This window comes from Neisseria zalophi, from assembly GCF_008807015.1.
Classification (GTDB): domain Bacteria; phylum Pseudomonadota; class Gammaproteobacteria; order Burkholderiales; family Neisseriaceae; genus Neisseria; species Neisseria zalophi.
Genome location: NZ_CP031700.1, coordinates 1941512 through 1958353, shown reverse-complemented (window position 1 = coordinate 1958353; position 16842 = coordinate 1941512). Strand labels below are relative to the sequence as shown.

Genomic DNA, 16842 nt, shown 5'->3' with positions numbered 1-16842 from the left:
AGGTAGGAGAGTTCTTATTGGCATGGTTATTCATCAAAATTATTTATCGTTTTAGTAAAATCAAACCGGAATCTGTATAGCATAATGATTTAAAGTGTAGGGGTGGATTAGATATCCGCCCATCTTGTTCGTTTTTGGTATCCATTCGCACCAATATGGCATTTCATATAGAAGCAAGCAAATATTTTGAAACAGGAAGGTGCAATGTAGAACAATGGGAAAATTTAAAACATATGTATAACGATTGTCCTAGAGATGCTTGGGTAGAGTTAAACCGTATTAAAGGCAAAACAGTAAGAGGCCTTTGTGAAATAGTCCTTTAACAGAAAGCCGAACTCCAAACACAAGATTTCGACTGTTTTAAACCGCAATATCCCCTTTATTACTCCTCAGATGCCTAATTAATAGGCATCCGGCCGCCTTTTAGGCAGCAATAGGCGCACGTAGCCTGTTGGCCGCTTTCAATAAGTTCAGACATATCGCTTTCAGATGGCTTTGCGCTACTTTATCCAGCCCGAAGTAAGCTGTCCGGGCATAGCGGAATTTACGGTGCAGCGTACCGAAACTCTGTTCTACTCATGTTCTTCCAAATGTTTTCTGTTTTCCGCACTGTCGTAACCTTTATCCGCATAAACGGTTGTCTCTTTGGTAATACCTGCCAACAACAGTATCAGCTATTACTACGACGACTTAGGCAACCTGATCCAGCGCAAACTGACCGACAGCGAAATACAGAACTATTTCTATGATCTGTATGATCAATTGGTTAAAGTGGAAATCTTTAAACCCGAACAGGAAAAAGAGACTTGGGTTTATACATATGAGGAAGAGACCAATATCACTAATGCTCATCAGCCGTTTAGGTTGCAAAACCAGTATTGTGCTACTGAAAGGGACTTGCATTAAAATTTCTTCCATTATTATGAACCGAATTTTGGGCGACTTTTGAATTAGGATCCGATTAAATTAAGTGGGAGAAATAATTTCTATCAATTTGCTTTGAATGTTATGAGATGGGTTGATTTATTCGGATTAGCAAAAAAGAAATTACCTTATAATCATCAAGTGTGTGTTCAAAAAAGAAGAAAATTTAATTCGGTAAAAAGAGAATTAAAAGGAAAACTAGATGAGGTTAGAATTAATAGACAGAATTTGCCTTTTAAGCATGAGCCTGGAATGGCTCACAGAGAATCAGTAGAAGGGCACTTGAAAGCAATTGAAGATATTAAACTAGCATTACAGAAGCATCAAAAGTGGCTTCAAGATAATTGTGAAGATCAACCGCCACCCCCACCTTTGCCTAATACAAAGTGTTCAAATAATTCAAATTCATTTAATACACTAATGGTTATAGGAGTAGTTGGTACCGCTGCATTAGTTGGGGGTCTGCATATATGCAACTGCAGGGTTGTGTAGTGTTGAGCTTGGTGGCGGAGGCTTGGCTGGAGCAGCTGCAATGTAATTATATGACTTATATGTAAAATTAAAAAATTAATGCTAGTAAATTAGAAAATATTATTTTGTTACGGAGAATATAATGCAAGATATTAAAAAACTTGATGTTATATCATTCAATAAACTAAGTGATGATGTTATTATTGAATATTTAGAGCAACATTTAGATGACTTAGAAAGTTTACTTGAATATGTTGCAGTTAATTTAACTACAGAAAAACTTCCTTATTTAGTGAATAGTAAATCTTTTTCCTTTATAAGAAATATGTTTAATAATAAATTTTTTATAAAAAATAAAGGATTTTTTGATTTCATACTAAATCTAGAAGTATCAGAACTAGATTTTTCAAATATACATAAAACTAAAAGAAATGAATTAGTAAATATTATTCTCTCAAGTATTAATGATTACCATATTTCTCCAGCTTGTGAAGTAGGAAGATTTATTATTAATCATTTATTAATAAATAAAGATGAACGTTTACATTTTATAGAAAGTTTAGAAAAAAATATACTTACAAAAAATATATCAAATGATAAATGTATGGATATGATATATTTTGCCCTATTAAGTTATCAAAATAGTAATGAATTTAAAAGATTACCAAGTTCAATACAAGAGAATATTAAATTATTTTTCAATAAACTTTAAAGCAAGCCGTAACCTGCATAAATATATCTATTCAAGTGTAGGGTGTTGTGCCCTTTGGGTACGCATGCTTTTCTTAGCATTCATCCGGCCGTCTGAAAAAACAAATCGCTGCATTAAATGCCGTTGCCCAACCCAAAGGCAAAACAGTTTGGACGGGTTATACATCCGCCCAAACCGCCGTCAAACGCAGCTACGGCTACGATAAAACCGGTAACCTCATTCACAGCAGAGACTAAAGAAGCGACATAACACAATTCGAATACGACAAACTCGGCCGAATCACCAAAGCCGACAAAGAAACCTTTGACTCCGCTCACAATATCCTTTTTGCACAATCAAATTGAACATGCGAAAAAATGTATTAATCTTTATGAAGAATGGGATAAAAAATGGCTACCTGGTAGGCATACTCAAAAAATACAAGAATATAAAAACAGATTAAATAATCTAAAAAATGAGCATAAGAAAAATTGCGCCACTAGTAAGAAATAAAATCTAAAATATTCAATTTATAAATTTACAGTTATAGGTGCTATAAATGGAAAAAGAACTATCAAATATTTTAAAAAGATATGAAATACATCCTGATTTTTTGGGTGTATCTATTGAAGATATCAATCAAGTAGGAGGCATGGATGACACAGTCTTACATATTGCAGCCAGAAATAATTATTTAAACGATGCTCTTATATTTCTTCAAAATGGAGCATTGATTGATATTAAGGGTGATTTAGGATATACGCCACTACATTATGCATGCATGTTTGGAAATATAGAAATGGTGAGATTACTCCTTGATAATGGCGCTAACAAAAATATCCAAAATGAATTTGGAGAAAATGCCATTAAAATTGCAATTAACTCATCAAGTGAAAATAAAGATATGATAGTAAAACTACTAAATAATTTTAAAAGAAAAAAACATAAATAACACAATAACCTAGTAAGAAACCCTAGTTGCAAAGTGAGTTCCACAACATCTTAAATACAAATTTAGAAAATAATATAGAGTTAGCAGTCATAATAGACTTCTAAAATGAAGATAATCTGCTGTAAATTAGATAAAGAGTATCCAAAGAAAACTGCTTGAATATTTTGTACTGGAAGTAACAGCACGTTTGGCTGCCGATATTGCCGATTTGGGCTGAGATAAAACCATTACTAAAGACGTTAAAATCAACCGTAAACCCACTTTTGTTTTCAATACTAGCAAAGCCTCCTAATACCTACGGCGACCGGCCCGGTATCCGTAAAGGTGTTGTTTCCCGCACCGTCCGCAAAACAGCCTGGCCGATGATACATTCTTCTTCGGTTAAAATCCGCAAGCGCTATATTATCCGTACTGGCGATATGTTCCATATGAACGGCAAGTTTAAAAAGCGGTTACCGCCCAAACTCTGTATTTTCTGTAAGGCAAAAACAAAACCGCTGCTGGTTATACCGCCGTCAAACGCAGTTACGGCTATGACAAAACCAGTAATCTGATTCACAGCAGCGACCAAAGAAGCGGCGTAACACAATTCGAATACGATCGACTCGGTCGAATCACCCCAGCCGACAAAGAAACCTTTGCCTTCGACCCCCGTTCACAATATTCTTTCGGACGGCCAAACAGATAAGGTTGCCGGCAACCGCCTCAAAACCTACAACGGCATCAGCTATTACTACGACGACTTAGGCAACCTGATTCACCGCGAACCGGAAAAAGAGACTTGGGTTTATAGCTATGACGCACTAGGCAGAAGAACCGGCAAAGGCCGTCTGAAAAACGGCCAAGAAGTTTCAGACGGCTTAGAAGATAAAACCGACTTTATTTGGGACGGCAGCCACCTGATACAGGAAACCCGTTCAGACGGCCTGTACACTTATATCTATACCGATAAAGATTCTTACGAACCTTTGGCACAGATTCGTAATTGGACAAACGAAGAAGGGGAAAGCCACCAAGAAACCAATTATTTCCACTGCGACCAAATCGGCATTCCACGTGAGATGACCGATAAAGACGGGAATTTATTGTGGTTTGGTGATTACTTTGGTTGGGGTAAGCTAAAGAGTGAAACCAATATTACCGGAACGCATCAGCCGTTTAGGTTGCAAAACCAGTATTGCGATACCGAAACGGGGTTGCATTATAACTTCTTTAGGTATTAAGAGCCGGACTGTGGTCGGTTTGTGAATCAGGATCCGATTGGGTTATGGGGTGGAAATAATGTATACAGACTAGGGTATGCAATACAAACTTGGACAGACCCATTAGGCTTAGAGGGTAAAATTTTCCTCCAAAAATTGGATGAAAAATTTGCAGGAATAAATGTAGAAGGAACTATAGCTCTGGGATTTGGTTTTAATGGTAGTTTAGAATATGCAGGGGAAGGAAAATTAAGCTGTAGTATTGCGCTAACAGCAGGAGCGGGAGCTGAAATTGGAGTTAGTAAATCTGTACCTTTAGCGGGTAAAAAAGATGACGGTTTCTACAGCGAAGTATGTGGGACAGCCAAGTTCTTTGGATCGGGTGGAGCATGTTTTGGCTCCACTTTAAAGAAAAATCAAAAACCTTATACTACGACAAAAATAGGAGGCGGTTTGGGCGGAGGGGTAACTGCCAATATTGGATATCAAAAAACTTTTGATCTTATGGGTTCTGCTTTACAACATACAGAAAAACACCAATAATCAAATTGCATAAGTTTAATTTACAGAATAATTATATGAATATAAAAGATTTTACGTTAATAGATAACATAATATATTGGTCTTATATGCCCTATGTATTTTTTAATTGGTATTGTGCTTTTTATCTTTGTAAAAAGTATAAAATTATTAATTCTATTACAGATTTTTTCATTTTTAAAAAGAAAGAAGTAAACAAGTTTCTTTGGGGGATTATAAGTAATAAATCTACTATAAATATAGAAAAAGATTTTCGATTTTATGTAGTAAAATATGGATTACATTATTTTATATTACATATGTTTGTATTTGGTTTGATAGCTAAAATTATTTGGGAGTGATGTAGATTAGTAAATATTAGTATTTATCTTTTAGGGGCTGACGTAGATTAGCAAACAAGTTAGGCTAAAAGATTTTTTATTTTGTCATGGCTGGAATACATAGATGGTAAGTAATTGAAATATATAGAAAGTGAAATAAATGTTAACCAAAAAAATTGCGAAAATTTTTAAAGATTCATCCATTCAGTTTGAAGAACTTCTTTTTGATTATGAGACATTTGAAGAACCACCTTTGATACACGGATACCCTACAGTAAAAAAAATATTAAAAAATAATATAAATAGAGAAGATTTAAATACTTTTTTATTTAATTTGGCTTTGGCACATTTAAACAGTGTGGTGTTATATGCAAAAAATAAACTAACCCCGGAAGAGTTTGCTAATTTTTTTATTTGTTTAACTTATACTGACGATGAAAATGATGAGGTATATTCAGGTGTAAGTGAGTTTGGTTTTTATATGCCATCTTTTTGGGTTACAAGAAAAGAGAAGCAATTTGACATTAAAAATAAAATTAAAAAGAAAGCTATTATTAATTTGGAAAACTATCCTATCATAAAAAAAACGCTAACGGATTTAAATCTCATTCAAATTATGGATGTTTACCTTGAAAGTTGGACTGACCAATTTGGCTCTAAAATTAAAAGATTTTTCTTTTTATATAACGAAAATTAAATAATTGTATTTTGATGGAATTTCTATTCAAAGCGTGAGGTGTGTGCCTTTTGGGCACGCACGCTTTTTTTGCACTCATCAGGCCGTCTGAAAAATCAAATCGCCGAATTAGATGCTGTTACTCAGCCCAAAGGTAAAAAAGTAGGGGTGGGTTATACATCTGTCCAAATCGCCGTCCAACGCAGCTACGGCTATGATAAAACCCGCAATCTGATTCACAGCAGCGATCAAAGAAGCGGCGTAACAAAGTTCGAATACACCCAATCTTAGTAATTTTATTGATGCCGATTGTATTCATTCTGGGCGCAATGAACATAAGAATAACCCCGCTTCAGCCGATGTCCAAGATTACGGACCTATTTGGCCGGGAATATTTACCATGAAACCTAATGATAATAGACCTGGATGGTATGCATTTCAAGAACTTAATTGGAGTAAATTAGATTCTTTGGCTCATTATTTAGGTATTAAAAGAGCGTGGGCAAATTTGCATTTAAGAACGGTTTCTCATGGCTGTATAACAGTAGCTAAAGATGAAGGAAAGTGCCAAAATCAATTTAATAATATGATAAATTTTTTGAATCAAGAAATCGCTTCAGGTTATGATAATATTTTAAAGGTTATAGAATAATGAAAAAGATTTTATTAATCATTTCTTTTCTTTTGATTATATGTTTTATATTTTAACCGGCTTTTAATTTGTTTAAATAATAAATATGAACAGGCTATCGTTGAGTTAAAATATGGAAACATTGAAAATTCAATTAATAAATTAGAAAATATAAAGGCATTTTCCCTAAATCAAAAAAAATGTTATTTGAAATATATTTAGATAAAAATTTAATATAGATTCTCCTGAAAAGCATATTCATATTTAAATAGTTTCAATAATATTGAAAAAGAAAAAATGATTAAATTGGCTTTAGAATATTATGACTTATCTCCCAATAGTAAAAAGTTTTTAGAAAATGAACTAGAAAAAATAAAGAAATAAAATAATATATTTTAAAATATATAAAGTATAAATAAAATTAAACCCCAACAAATCTATAAAGTGTATTTATGGAGAAAAATATATGAAAATTTTAAACCAAAAATATTTTAAGCAAAATAAATAAAAGAGGAAAATCTGACAAGGGCAACGAACTGTTCGCTTTCGACCCTGCGAACAATATCCTGTCCACCAATGGCCAAACCGTTTCAGATGGCTTCACCCCTGTAACCGACAACCGCCTTAAAACCTATAACGGCATCAGCTATTACGACGACTTAGGCAATCTGATTCATAGGGAACTGACCGACGGCGAAGTGCCGAACTATTTCTATGATTTGCACGACCAACTGGTTAAAGTGGAAATCTTTAAACCCGAACAGGAAAAAAAGACTTGGGCTTATAACTACGACGCACTAGGCAGAAGAGTTGGCAAAGGCCGTCTGAAAAACAAAGGCGAAGTTTCAGACGGCTTAGAAGATAAAACCGACTTCACTTGGGACGGCAGTCATCTAATACAGGAAACCCGTTCAGACGGCCTGTACACCTATATCTATACCGACAAAGATGCTTATGAACCTTTGGCTCAAATCCGTAATTGGACAAACGAAGAAGGGGAAAGCCACCAAGAAACCAACTATTTCCACTGCGACCAAATCGGCATTCCTCATGAGATGACAGATAAAGGCGGCAAGCTGCTTTGGTTTGGGGATTATTACGGTTGGGGTAAGCTAAAGAGTGAAACCAATATTGCCGGAGTACATCAGCCGTTTAGATTGCAAAACCAGTATTGTAATGAAGAAACATCCGATAGGAAAATTTCCTCATTATCATAGGGGTGGTATTCAATCTAATGGCCAGGCACGTCTGAGGCAAAGAATAGATCGCGCCCGTCTTTGGGAGAAAAAATAACAGATAAAACTTGGAGGGATAGGTTTTGATGAAAGTACCAATTATTATAAATGATAATGGTGATATTAGTTTTTTTGCGAATGTTTCTGATGCGGAATCATATTTGGAACCAGACGATATTGATTCATATGAGGCATTTGATGCTAGTGGGAGGTTATTAAAATTAAATAGAAAAAAAATAAAAAAGTTTTTTTTCTATTTTCCATACATACAAGAAACAGTAGAAATATCGTTGCATTTCCCTATTGTCAATAAAAAAGATTATATTTCTAAATTGCTTATGAATTTTTGTATTAATTCAGGTTTAAATGTAGATAAAAATAATAATAATCTAGATGAATTAATTGCATTGCTAATTAATAAAATAAGACTAACTAAATAAAAATTATAGATTCGGGAAAAAGAAAAGAGTATGGAGATACTTCAAAAAAATATATTTGAATTATTGGATTATATAGAGTAAAAAAATTATCAATATCAGATATGAAAGCTGATTCAGAAAAATATTTAGCTGTTAATGAGTATGGCTTTAAATATCTTAGTAATCAGACATATGCACGGAGATGTGAAAGATTTTTAAGTCCAAAACATATTGAAATAAAAAAGTTTCTTAAGAAAAAAGGATATCTGTGAAATATTCAAAAATTATTTTATTGTTTATATTTATTTTGTTTGGTTCCATTTTATTTTTAAATTTTTCATCAACTAAAGATTATCAATTTTCATCATTTCATGATTTTGAGAACTCAGAAGCATTCTCATGGTTTTTTGATGAATTGCCAATTGATAGTCATAATATAAAATTAATAACCAATGTGGAAACTAATGAGATGATATTAATATTTGAGACCAATAAAAATATATATCCATTATTCAATACAACAGAATTGGGAAGAAATAATTTTTTTAAATACAAAATACCATTAAAAATTAAGGTAAATGATAAGAATATAAAGATATTTTGTTTTTTTGATAAAGAAGGTAATCACTATTTGGTTTATAAAACATATAACAAAAATACCATAAAATATATATTCATAAGAAGTTCTATAGATTCTGGAGTAGAATGTACAGAAACTATAATGCGCCATAATATCTAATTAACTAAAATCATTTATTGCTAGTCATGAAAAAATAATGGTAAGTTATGATGATTTAAGAAAATTTTATCTGCCATCTTTCAAACTAATATCAAATAGGGCAAGCTCATCAGGCTTTATGAACTTGGCTCCTAGGCCGTCTGAAAAAAACAAATCACCGAATTAGATGCTGTTACCCAACCTAAAGGTAAAAACAAAACTGATGCGGGTTATACTGCTGTTAAACGCAGCTACGGCTAAGACAAAACCGGTAATCTCATTTACAGCAGTGACCAACGAAGTAGTACCACAATATTCTTTCAGACGGCTTCGAAGATAAAACCGACTTTATTTGGGACTGCAGCTGACTGATACAGAAAGTTTATGCAAAGGGAAGGCCTATACCTATACTTATATCTTACTGATATGGACAGCTATGGGTCCTTGGCACAAATCTGCAATTGGACAAATGAAAAAGGGGAAAAGCTACCAAACCAAGAAATCAACTGGTTCCATTGAGACCAAATCAGTATTTCGCGAGAGATGACAGATAAAGACGGCAGATTGCTTTGATTTGGTGATTATTACGGTTTGGGTAAGTTGAAGAGCGAAACCAATATCATTAATATCCATCAACCGTTTAGACTACAGAATCAGTATTGTGATACTGAAACGGAGTTATATTACAACTTTTTTAGGTATTATGAGCTGGATTGTGGGCAGTTTGTGCATCAGGATCCGATTGGGTTGGCAGGGAGGGATTGCTTTATATAACTATACAACCCAACCAATGAAGTTTATTGATCCTCTTGGATTGGTTCTAAGGTATTTTACATCGATTTCCTCTGTCTGATAGTGAAGCAGGAAGAATAATGATAAATATAGGAGGTACCATGGGAAATTTATGTATTATTAGTGCAAGTAATGTATTAAGAAGATTAACTGGTATATTTAAATATTTATACTTATTACAATCCTAAATCTTTAGGAAATTCCTTGATAAAGTTAAGAAAAAAATAATGAGATTTTTTAACAAACAAACTAAGTATGATTTAATTTTTTATATTATTTTTATTATACTATACGCATATCCCGGTTGGTTTAATTTATATTCTAAAACAGTATCTCACTCAAGTTTTTATATGCTTTATGGATTATTCACCATATTATTTTGGTTAACGAGGGTAGTTTTTATAGGAAATAAAAAAATATATTTATATATATATCCTTTTGCTTTATTTCTTGTTTCTTATTTAATAGTTTTTTTAATCAACGGTTTTAATGGTTTGGAATTTAAACTTATATTTACATACATATTTGTAAATTATTTTTTATTAGGTTTTTGGATTCTTAATATATTTTTATATATTTCATATAAAATATGTATACATTAAACCACTATTTTTTATAAGTAATCTAAAAAAGAGCGAACTCAATATTATCGAATAAAGTATCAGAAAAATTCTTTACCATAATGGCTAGTAGATGATGCCGCTGGATTTAGTAACAATATTTCACTGGAGATGACTAAAAAAACACATTCTTTTTTCATATTGATGGAGGTGTGACTAAGTCCACTGCTTATGACGTCGGCACTAATTAGAAGAAATGTCCGACTTAATTAATAATCCTCGCAAAAAAGTTTCTACTGCTTATAAATGTGTATAAAAAGCTAAATATTTGAAATTTAAGATGAAAAAATTATCAAAAACAACTAAGAAGACAAGGGCTCAAAGGGTTAAAAAATCAAAAGCTAATCTTAAGAAAGTTATATCCCAAGAAACTAAAAATCTTACCAAAGGTAAGGTCAGAGATAAAGCAATCGATTATATGCTCCATGAAGCAAACTAGTTTATTGGGATCAAATAAAGAGATATATATGCTTAAATTTTTATTAACTAAAGAAACTATCATATTCATTGTAGGGACTTTATGGAATTTCTATGATTCTTACGATTGCTTAATTAATGGTAATTGTGGTTGGAAAAGAGATATTTTTATTGAAGAGTTTGGTATTGGTAGATTTATGTACTTAATTTTCAATATCATCTTTGAATCTTTACTATTGGCCTCTTTTATTTTACATATTCAACTTGACTTAAATAAAAAGAATAATACTCACAGAAGGCAAAATAAAAAGCATAACAAGAAATATTAATATGGATGAGAAAACAATCAGATTATTTGAAGCAGTAATTGCATATTTGATATTACTTTATTTTTTCTATGATAAAAATAAAGTATCTGGTAATTTTATTAAAATAAATTATGAATTTATTATTTATTCTATTAGTGTTTTATTTTGCTTACCAACAAAATATAAACCAGAAAAAGATTTTATCTTATATTCATTAAGATTTTCTTTTTGGTTGTTAATTTTAGCTGAGATATATATCTTTTTTAAAGAATATATACTTAGCAAGCTGTAGTCTACATAAAAATATTTATTCAATGCGTAGGGTATCATATCTTTTGGGTATATACGCTTTCCTTGGCACTCATTAGGCCGTATAAAAAATGAATTGCCACATCAACCAAAAATATAAAGGCAAGTAATACCTATAATGTAAATGGTTTAATTGGTGGCGGTGGTGGAGTTAGCTTGGGACGGTGTGCAACATATTCTGTTTGTAACAAAGAAAGAAATGGGTTTGATGATTTATATCTACACAAAAAAGTTAATGGCTTTAACGTTGTTATTGACAACAATGGCTTGTCAGCCTACAGATGGCAATATAGATACCAAAATGATAGCCGGAGCTAATAAAGATCGTGCGATTTTAGCAGATGTTATCCGGTCTTCTCAGGAAGAAGTCACCCCTTTTGGATTGGTTATAGGCAAAGCTACTGTCAAAGAAGCATTATCCAAACACCCTGAATTAATAAAAGCAGAGAGTTCTTATGTTACTTATGGCAATGAAGTAGTACAAATGCCTAACACATATGCATTACGCCTTTCTGATAAGTTAATAGCTGCTTTACAGTTTGATGATTCAACCGATATTCTACAAAATGTTTCGATTTTCGGGCTGAAATATGATTCATTTGATCAAATAAAGAAAGAATTGAATAGTCAATATTTACCTTATAAAACATTTAATCTGGCTGAATTTGAAGCTTTAGGTAATGAAGAAACTACTTTTGAAAACCAAAGGGAATTTCTGGAAAAGCATAAAAATGAAATAGCATTATTTAAGAATAATGGGGTTATTATTATAATTGGGAAATCTGTCAATACTGATGATATTATTATTTCTTATAGGAATACAAAGTATTTTCCGGTTTTAAAAAATAAAGCAGAAGCTAATATAGCCGGAGCTAAAGCTCGTGCGATTTTGGCAGATGTTATCCGGTCTTCTCAGGAAGAAGTCGCCCCTTTTGGATTGGTTATAGGCAAAGCTACTGTCAAAGAAGCATTATCCAAATACCCTGAATTAATAAAGGCAGAGAGTTCTTATATTACTTATGGCAATAAAGTAGTACAAATGCCTAATGCATATGCATTAAATTTGCCTAATAAGTTAATAGCTGCTTTACAGTTTGATGATTCAACCGATATTCTGCAAAATGTTTCGATTTTCGGGCTGAAATATGATTTATTTGATCAAATAAAGAAAGAGTTGAATAGTCACTATTCACCTTATGAAGCATTTGATCTGGCTGAATTTGAAGCTTTGAATAATGGAAAAACTACCTTTGAAAATCAAAGGGAATTTATGGAAAAGCATAAAAATGAAATAGCCTTATTTAAGAATAACGGGGTTATTATTATGATGGGGAGATCTGTCAATACTGATGATATTGTTATATTTTATTGGAATACAAAGTATTTTCCGGTTTTAAAAAATAAAGCAGAAGCTAACTAAGTAATAAGCCGTAGCCTACATAGAAATATCTATCCAAAGAGTAGCGTACGCGCCCAAATGGCACGTACGCTTTTCTTAGCACTCATCCGGCCGTCTGAAAAAACAAATCGCCGAATTAAATGCCGTTACCCGACCCAAAGGCAAAGGAAAAACCGCTGCGGGTCATACTGCCGTCCAACGCAGTTACGGCTATGATAAAACCGGCAGCCTCATTCATAGCAGCGACCAAAGAAGCGGCGTAACACAATTCGAATACGACCGACTCGGCCGAATCACCTAAGCCGACAAAGAAACTTTTGCTTTCGACCCTACCCACAATATCCTTTGACGGCCTCAAAGATAAGATTACCGACAACCGCCTCAAAACCTACAACGGCATCAGCTATTACTACGACGACTTAGATAATCTAATCCAGCACGAACTAGCCGACAGCGAAATATAGGACTATTTCTATGATCTGCATGACCAACTGGTGAAAGTGGAAATCTTCAAACCCAAACAGGAAAAAGAGACTTGGGTTTATAGCTACGACGCCTTGGTAAAAGAATTGGCAAAGAGCGGGCGGACGTCTCAGACAGGCATACCGAAAATAATGCCTGTCTGAAAACCGAATTTATTTGGGATGGCAGTCACCTATTACAGAAAGTTGACGCAAACGGAAGCTATACCTATGTCTACACCGACTAAAATTCTTACGAGCCCTTAGCACAAATCCGCAATTAGACAAACGAAGAAGGAGAAAGCTACCAAGATATTAACTACTTCCACTGCAATCAAATCGGTATTCTGTGCGAGATGACTAATAAAGACGGGAATTTATTGTGGTTTGGTAAATTAAATGGGGGAATAATTTTTATCAATTTATATTTAATATAAATGGTTATACTGATGTTTTAGGGTTATTTGATTTACCTAATTTACCTAGAGGTAATGATGATACCTTTTCAGAATTTATGTGAGGTTGTTTAATTGATGGATAAGTCAGGGAGGATATTATCAATTATGGTGCGGCTCTAAGTGATAATATGTTTATAGGAACAACAAAAGCTATACGAGACTGTTTTGGTATAGGTGAAAATATAGATGATGGATCTTTATTATATGATGTTGGTTCGTATACAAGCGAGATTATTGATTTAATTAACCCTACTAGTACTATTAAAAAATAAAACTTATAAAAAAGAAAAAATGGAAATACGAGATGAAAAAACCTTCCAAAACAGCAAAAAACAAGGAAAAAGATGGAGAAGGATGAAAAGTTGAACTTAACTAAAATAGATATAGCATTGTTTTTAAAATAGTTAGTGCAAATAATATTGTTTATTTTGATACCTCAATGAAATATAATAGTGTTATTGTTATAACATTTCATTTTTAGAGGGTTATGATGCAACAAGCTGTTTCTATCCGTGACTATTTTACGCGTCCTATGGTGGTACGATTATCGGCAGAAGAAAATATTGTGCGGGAAAACGTGATGCAGGCGATGATTGCCAGCCGCAATGCCTATCCGCTTGCCAATGCACCTGATCGTGAAATACTTCATAATTTGGCTGCACGTAATATATTGGCTTTATCTAATGATTCTGTGGTAGCAGCTTATCCGGTTTCTGGGCTTGCTACTAACAAAAGGGTTATTTTTTCCGATGGTCGTGAAGCTTATGCTATGTGTGCAATTGATGCTTTAGGATTTCATTATGCTTTTGGTGAAGATATCCGTATTGAAAGCGAATGTGAATCATGTGGCGATAAAATAGTACTTTCTATGCATGCTGGATGTGTTGAAGTATTAGAAGGTGGTAGTGATATTCATGTATTACATACAGATTTGGAAAATAATCATGATTGGTCTTGCAGTTGCTGCAATCTGATGCATTTTTTCTCCTGCACTGAGCAGTTAGATGCTTGGCAAGGCACGCATAGTCATGGACAAAGAACGTTTGCCCTAGATTTGGAGACTGCTAATAAAGTAGCTTGGATGCTTTTTGCACGTTAGATTTGGCTGATGACCTAATATATACTATTTTCTTATTTGATTAGAATATAGTTTAACTGTTTGTTAAATATATTAATTTTTTATCCCTATAATTTTTTACTTATTTGGGGTATTAATGATCAAAATTTGTTTACTATATGATTTTTCAAAAAAATTTATAAATATTATAAACTGATGTTCTGCTTTTATAAGAATGTCTAACTACTTTAATAATTTCTAACTACCCTAATTTAGAGTAGGGTAGTTACTTGTTTCAATTCCTGTTTTATAATTTGTTATAATTTATCATCATTATTTCGTTGTAGTTGATACTGATTTTCTTGTTTGCGCTTTGACGGGTGGTAAAACATATTTATAATGCAACCCATGGTCAATCTAATTTATTAAAATTTAGATAACAATCAAAAATGTTATGACTCGAAATTATGTAGGTAATGGTGTTGATATTTTTACCATTATCATTAAAAAGAAAACAAGTAATTAAATTTACAATAGGAATTATGAAATAAAATGTTTTCAAAAATTTTAAACTGTCTGAGAAATCTCGGACAAAATTCTACTCAACCTGAAACAACTGAAATAAAGGAAACAAAGATGTCTTTAGTACAAACATTACAACAAGCTGCAGAAACTCGTCGCTCCGTTTATGCTTTGAATAAAAACTTGCCTGTAAGCAAGCAAGAGGTAGCACAAGTTATTGAGCATGCAGTAAAACATACACCTTCTGCTTTCAACTCACAATCAACTCGTGTTGTCGTATTGTTTGGTGCAGAACATGAAAAGCTATGGGATATCGCTATTTCAGAATTGCGTAAAATCGTACCTGCTGAAAACTTTCAACCTACTGAAGATAAATTGAATATGTTTAAGGCTGCTGCCGGTAGCGTATTATTTTTCGAAGATAAAAACGTTGTTGAAGGCTTGCAAGAACAATTTGCTGCTTATGCTGCCAACTTCCCGATTTGGTCTGAGCATACCAATGCAATGCATCAATATGCCGTATGGTCAACATTAGCTGCTGCTAATATCGGTGGTAACTTGCAACACTACAATCCGGTAATCGATGAAGAAGTAGCTAAAGCTTGGAATGTTCCTGCAAACTGGACATTACGTGCACAACTGGTATTCGGTGGTATTAGTGCCCCTGCAGGTGAAAAAGCATTTGCTCCTGTAGAAGAACGTTTAAAAGTTTACGGTCTGTAATCTATTTTTTATATTAGGGCTGACATAAGGCGGTCCGGCCAAAACAGCAATAATATATGTTAAGGAGTAACTAAGCTTACATTATTATTGCTGTTTTTGTTTTTAATACTTATGCTCACATCATATTAAGGAGTTTTATAATGTCAAAAAAATATCTAGAGCTTTTAACACCAGAAAACAGTCAATTGATCATTATTGATCATCAACCTCAAATGGCATTTGGTGTTCAATCCATCGATCGTCAGGTATTGAAAAATAATGTGGTTGCTTTGGCGAAATCAGCTAAAATTTTCAATATTCCGACTACCATCACTACCGTAGAAACAGAAGGCTTCTCAGGCCATACTTATCCTGAATTGCTTGCTGTTTTCCCTGAGCACAAAATTCTTGAGCGTACTTCAATGAATTCTTGGGATGATCAAAATGTACGCGATGCTTTAGCAAAAAATGGCCGCAAAAAAGTAGTTGTTGCCGGTTTATGGACTGAAGTATGTAATCTTTCTTTTGCGTTGTGCGCAATGTTGGAAGGTGACTATGAAATTTATATGGTTGCTGATGCATCAGGCGGCACTTCTGTAGAAGCACACAAATATGCAATGGACCGTATGGTTCAAGCGGGTGTTGTTCCAGTTACTTGGCAACAAGTATTGCTCGAATGGCAACGTGACTGGGCGCGTAAAGGCACTTATGATGCAGTCATGGATGTTGTAAGAGAACATTCAGGTGCATACGGTATGGGTGTGGACTATGCTTATACTATGGTACATAAAGCACCGGAACGTGTACAACATGGAGAACGAATTGGCCCGAATCCTGCCAATAAATAAGCTGTAAAAATTAGCATATAGTGATAAACCCAACTTGGCATGATTTAACTTACCTATATAAAGTTAAATAGGCGGTTGGGTTTATTTTTTAATAAAGTTTATATTTCGGATATTGCCAATCTGTAATTTTGAGGTTTGTAATTGAAACGATAATATTTTAATTTTATTAA

General features: G+C 33.3%; 24 protein-coding genes and 2 pseudogenes. 23 read left to right on the top strand and 3 right to left on the bottom strand.

All coding sequences use genetic code 11. The features are described 5' to 3' along the window. Positions 1-423: 423 nt before the first annotated feature. Positions 424-665 (bottom strand): annotated as a pseudogene (locus D0T92_RS09095) (IS5/IS1182 family transposase); the annotation flags it as partial. Between D0T92_RS09095 and D0T92_RS11630 the strand changes: the two are divergent. The 3 genes from D0T92_RS11630 (at position 646) to D0T92_RS09085 (ending at position 2107) form a co-directional block, all read left to right on the top strand. Beyond that, positions 646-906, top strand: a complete 261-nt coding sequence (locus D0T92_RS11630; protein ID WP_225315107.1) for a hypothetical protein — start codon at positions 646-648, stop codon at positions 904-906. The pseudogene D0T92_RS09095 and the gene D0T92_RS11630 overlap by 20 nt on opposite strands. Positions 907-1008: 102 nt before the next feature. After that, on the top strand, positions 1009-1416 hold the full coding sequence (locus D0T92_RS11625) for a hypothetical protein (RefSeq protein ID WP_225315106.1): 408 nt from the start codon (positions 1009-1011) through the stop codon (positions 1414-1416). Between the two features lie 121 nt (positions 1417-1537). Further along, positions 1538-2107 (top strand): hypothetical protein, encoded by a 570-nt coding sequence (locus D0T92_RS09085; protein WP_151052163.1) that lies wholly within the window; start codon positions 1538-1540, stop codon positions 2105-2107. A gap of 113 nt (positions 2108-2220) precedes the next feature. On the opposite strand, the gene D0T92_RS11450 is transcribed toward D0T92_RS09085, so the two are convergent. Continuing rightward, complete coding sequence (locus tag D0T92_RS11450; protein WP_191963633.1) at positions 2221-2424, bottom strand: hypothetical protein; 204 nt, start codon at positions 2422-2424, stop codon at positions 2221-2223. 221 nt (positions 2425-2645) lie between these two features. On the opposite strand from D0T92_RS11450, the gene D0T92_RS09070 reads away from it, so the two are divergent. From D0T92_RS09070 to D0T92_RS09000, 16 genes and pseudogenes are all read left to right on the top strand, one after another. Then, positions 2646-3038, top strand: coding sequence for an ankyrin repeat domain-containing protein (locus D0T92_RS09070; protein WP_151049489.1), 393 nt, complete (start codon positions 2646-2648; stop codon positions 3036-3038). 105 nt (positions 3039-3143) lie between these two features. Continuing rightward, positions 3144-3240, top strand: a pseudogene (locus tag D0T92_RS11620) (IS1595 family transposase); the annotation flags it as partial. Then, positions 3239-3592: a PAAR-like domain-containing protein gene (locus D0T92_RS09060; protein WP_225315105.1), complete on the top strand. Its 354-nt coding sequence runs from the start codon at positions 3239-3241 to the stop codon at positions 3590-3592. The pseudogene D0T92_RS11620 and the gene D0T92_RS09060, both read left to right, overlap by 2 nt. 84 nt (positions 3593-3676) lie before the next feature. After that, entirely contained in the window at positions 3677-4261 is a 585-nt protein-coding gene (locus D0T92_RS11445) for an RHS domain-containing protein (protein WP_225315104.1), read from the top strand. 21 nt (positions 4262-4282) lie between these two features. Next, positions 4283-4783, top strand: a complete 501-nt coding sequence (locus tag D0T92_RS11440) for a hypothetical protein (RefSeq protein ID WP_191963632.1) — start codon at positions 4283-4285, stop codon at positions 4781-4783. Between the two features lie 35 nt (positions 4784-4818). Beyond that, complete coding sequence (locus tag D0T92_RS09050) at positions 4819-5121, top strand: hypothetical protein (RefSeq protein WP_151052159.1); 303 nt, start codon at positions 4819-4821, stop codon at positions 5119-5121. Between the two features lie 139 nt (positions 5122-5260). Next, the gene (locus D0T92_RS09045; protein WP_151052157.1) at positions 5261-5797 is read left to right on the top strand and encodes an Imm15 family immunity protein; all 537 of its coding nucleotides are present in this window, start codon (positions 5261-5263) and stop codon (positions 5795-5797) included. A 39-nt stretch (positions 5798-5836) separates the two neighbouring features. After that, complete coding sequence (locus tag D0T92_RS09040) at positions 5837-6067, top strand: hypothetical protein (RefSeq protein ID WP_151052155.1); 231 nt, start codon at positions 5837-5839, stop codon at positions 6065-6067. A 7-nt stretch (positions 6068-6074) separates the two neighbouring features. Then, complete coding sequence (locus D0T92_RS09035) at positions 6075-6428, top strand: tlde1 domain-containing protein (RefSeq protein ID WP_151052153.1); 354 nt, start codon at positions 6075-6077, stop codon at positions 6426-6428. A 677-nt stretch (positions 6429-7105) separates the two neighbouring features. Further along, positions 7106-7624, top strand: a complete 519-nt coding sequence (locus D0T92_RS09030; protein ID WP_225315103.1) for an RHS domain-containing protein — start codon at positions 7106-7108, stop codon at positions 7622-7624. A gap of 104 nt (positions 7625-7728) precedes the next feature. After that, complete coding sequence (locus D0T92_RS09025; protein ID WP_151052149.1) at positions 7729-8082, top strand: hypothetical protein; 354 nt, start codon at positions 7729-7731, stop codon at positions 8080-8082. 247 nt (positions 8083-8329) lie between these two features. Beyond that, positions 8330-8800, top strand: coding sequence for a hypothetical protein (locus D0T92_RS09020; protein ID WP_151052147.1), 471 nt, complete (start codon positions 8330-8332; stop codon positions 8798-8800). 570 nt (positions 8801-9370) lie between these two features. Then, entirely contained in the window at positions 9371-9553 is a 183-nt protein-coding gene (locus D0T92_RS11615; RefSeq protein WP_225315102.1) for an RHS repeat domain-containing protein, read from the top strand. A gap of 1105 nt (positions 9554-10658) precedes the next feature. Further along, on the top strand, positions 10659-10937 hold the full coding sequence (locus D0T92_RS09010) for a hypothetical protein (protein ID WP_151052144.1): 279 nt from the start codon (positions 10659-10661) through the stop codon (positions 10935-10937). Between the two features lies 1 nt (position 10938). Then, positions 10939-11208, top strand: coding sequence for a hypothetical protein (locus tag D0T92_RS09005; RefSeq protein WP_151052142.1), 270 nt, complete (start codon positions 10939-10941; stop codon positions 11206-11208). A 162-nt stretch (positions 11209-11370) separates the two neighbouring features. Then, positions 11371-12645, top strand: a complete 1275-nt coding sequence (locus D0T92_RS09000; protein WP_151052140.1) for a hypothetical protein — start codon at positions 11371-11373, stop codon at positions 12643-12645. Positions 12646-12760: 115 nt separating this feature from the next. Here D0T92_RS09000 and D0T92_RS11885 read toward each other — a convergent pair whose 3' ends face one another. Continuing rightward, positions 12761-12961: a hypothetical protein gene (locus D0T92_RS11885; protein ID WP_191963631.1), complete on the bottom strand. Its 201-nt coding sequence runs from the start codon at positions 12959-12961 to the stop codon at positions 12761-12763. Between D0T92_RS11885 and D0T92_RS11425 the strand changes: the two genes are divergently transcribed. From D0T92_RS11425 to D0T92_RS08980, 4 genes are all read left to right on the top strand, one after another. Beyond that, the gene (locus D0T92_RS11425; protein WP_191963630.1) at positions 12942-13088 is read left to right on the top strand and encodes a hypothetical protein; all 147 of its coding nucleotides are present in this window, start codon (positions 12942-12944) and stop codon (positions 13086-13088) included. The genes D0T92_RS11885 and D0T92_RS11425 overlap by 20 nt on opposite strands. Before the next feature lie 942 nt (positions 13089-14030). After that, entirely contained in the window at positions 14031-14642 is a 612-nt protein-coding gene (gene merB, locus D0T92_RS08990; protein WP_151052138.1) for an organomercurial lyase, read from the top strand. A gap of 594 nt (positions 14643-15236) precedes the next feature. Further along, positions 15237-15845, top strand: coding sequence for a nitroreductase family protein (locus tag D0T92_RS08985; RefSeq protein ID WP_151052136.1), 609 nt, complete (start codon positions 15237-15239; stop codon positions 15843-15845). A 140-nt stretch (positions 15846-15985) separates the two neighbouring features. After that, positions 15986-16672 (top strand): hydrolase, encoded by a 687-nt coding sequence (locus D0T92_RS08980; protein ID WP_151052134.1) that lies wholly within the window; start codon positions 15986-15988, stop codon positions 16670-16672. Positions 16673-16842: the final 170 nt, after the last annotated feature.

Coding starts and splice junctions, on each gene's coding strand:
- D0T92_RS09085 (WP_151052163.1), top strand. CDS start 1,538: ATGCAAGATATTAAAAAACTTGATGTTATATCATTCAATAAACTAAGT.
- D0T92_RS09025 (WP_151052149.1), top strand. CDS start 7,729: ATGAAAGTACCAATTATTATAAATGATAATGGTGATATTAGTTTTTTT.
- D0T92_RS09050 (WP_151052159.1), top strand. CDS start 4,819: ATGAATATAAAAGATTTTACGTTAATAGATAACATAATATATTGGTCT.
- merB (WP_151052138.1), top strand. CDS start 14,031: ATGATGCAACAAGCTGTTTCTATCCGTGACTATTTTACGCGTCCTATG.
- D0T92_RS08980 (WP_151052134.1), top strand. CDS start 15,986: ATGTCAAAAAAATATCTAGAGCTTTTAACACCAGAAAACAGTCAATTG.
- D0T92_RS09010 (WP_151052144.1), top strand. CDS start 10,659: ATGCTTAAATTTTTATTAACTAAAGAAACTATCATATTCATTGTAGGG.
- D0T92_RS09005 (WP_151052142.1), top strand. CDS start 10,939: ATGGATGAGAAAACAATCAGATTATTTGAAGCAGTAATTGCATATTTG.
- D0T92_RS09070 (WP_151049489.1), top strand. CDS start 2,646: ATGGAAAAAGAACTATCAAATATTTTAAAAAGATATGAAATACATCCT.
- D0T92_RS11625 (WP_225315106.1), top strand. CDS start 1,009: ATGAGATGGGTTGATTTATTCGGATTAGCAAAAAAGAAATTACCTTAT.
- D0T92_RS08985 (WP_151052136.1), top strand. CDS start 15,237: ATGTCTTTAGTACAAACATTACAACAAGCTGCAGAAACTCGTCGCTCC.
- D0T92_RS09045 (WP_151052157.1), top strand. CDS start 5,261: ATGTTAACCAAAAAAATTGCGAAAATTTTTAAAGATTCATCCATTCAG.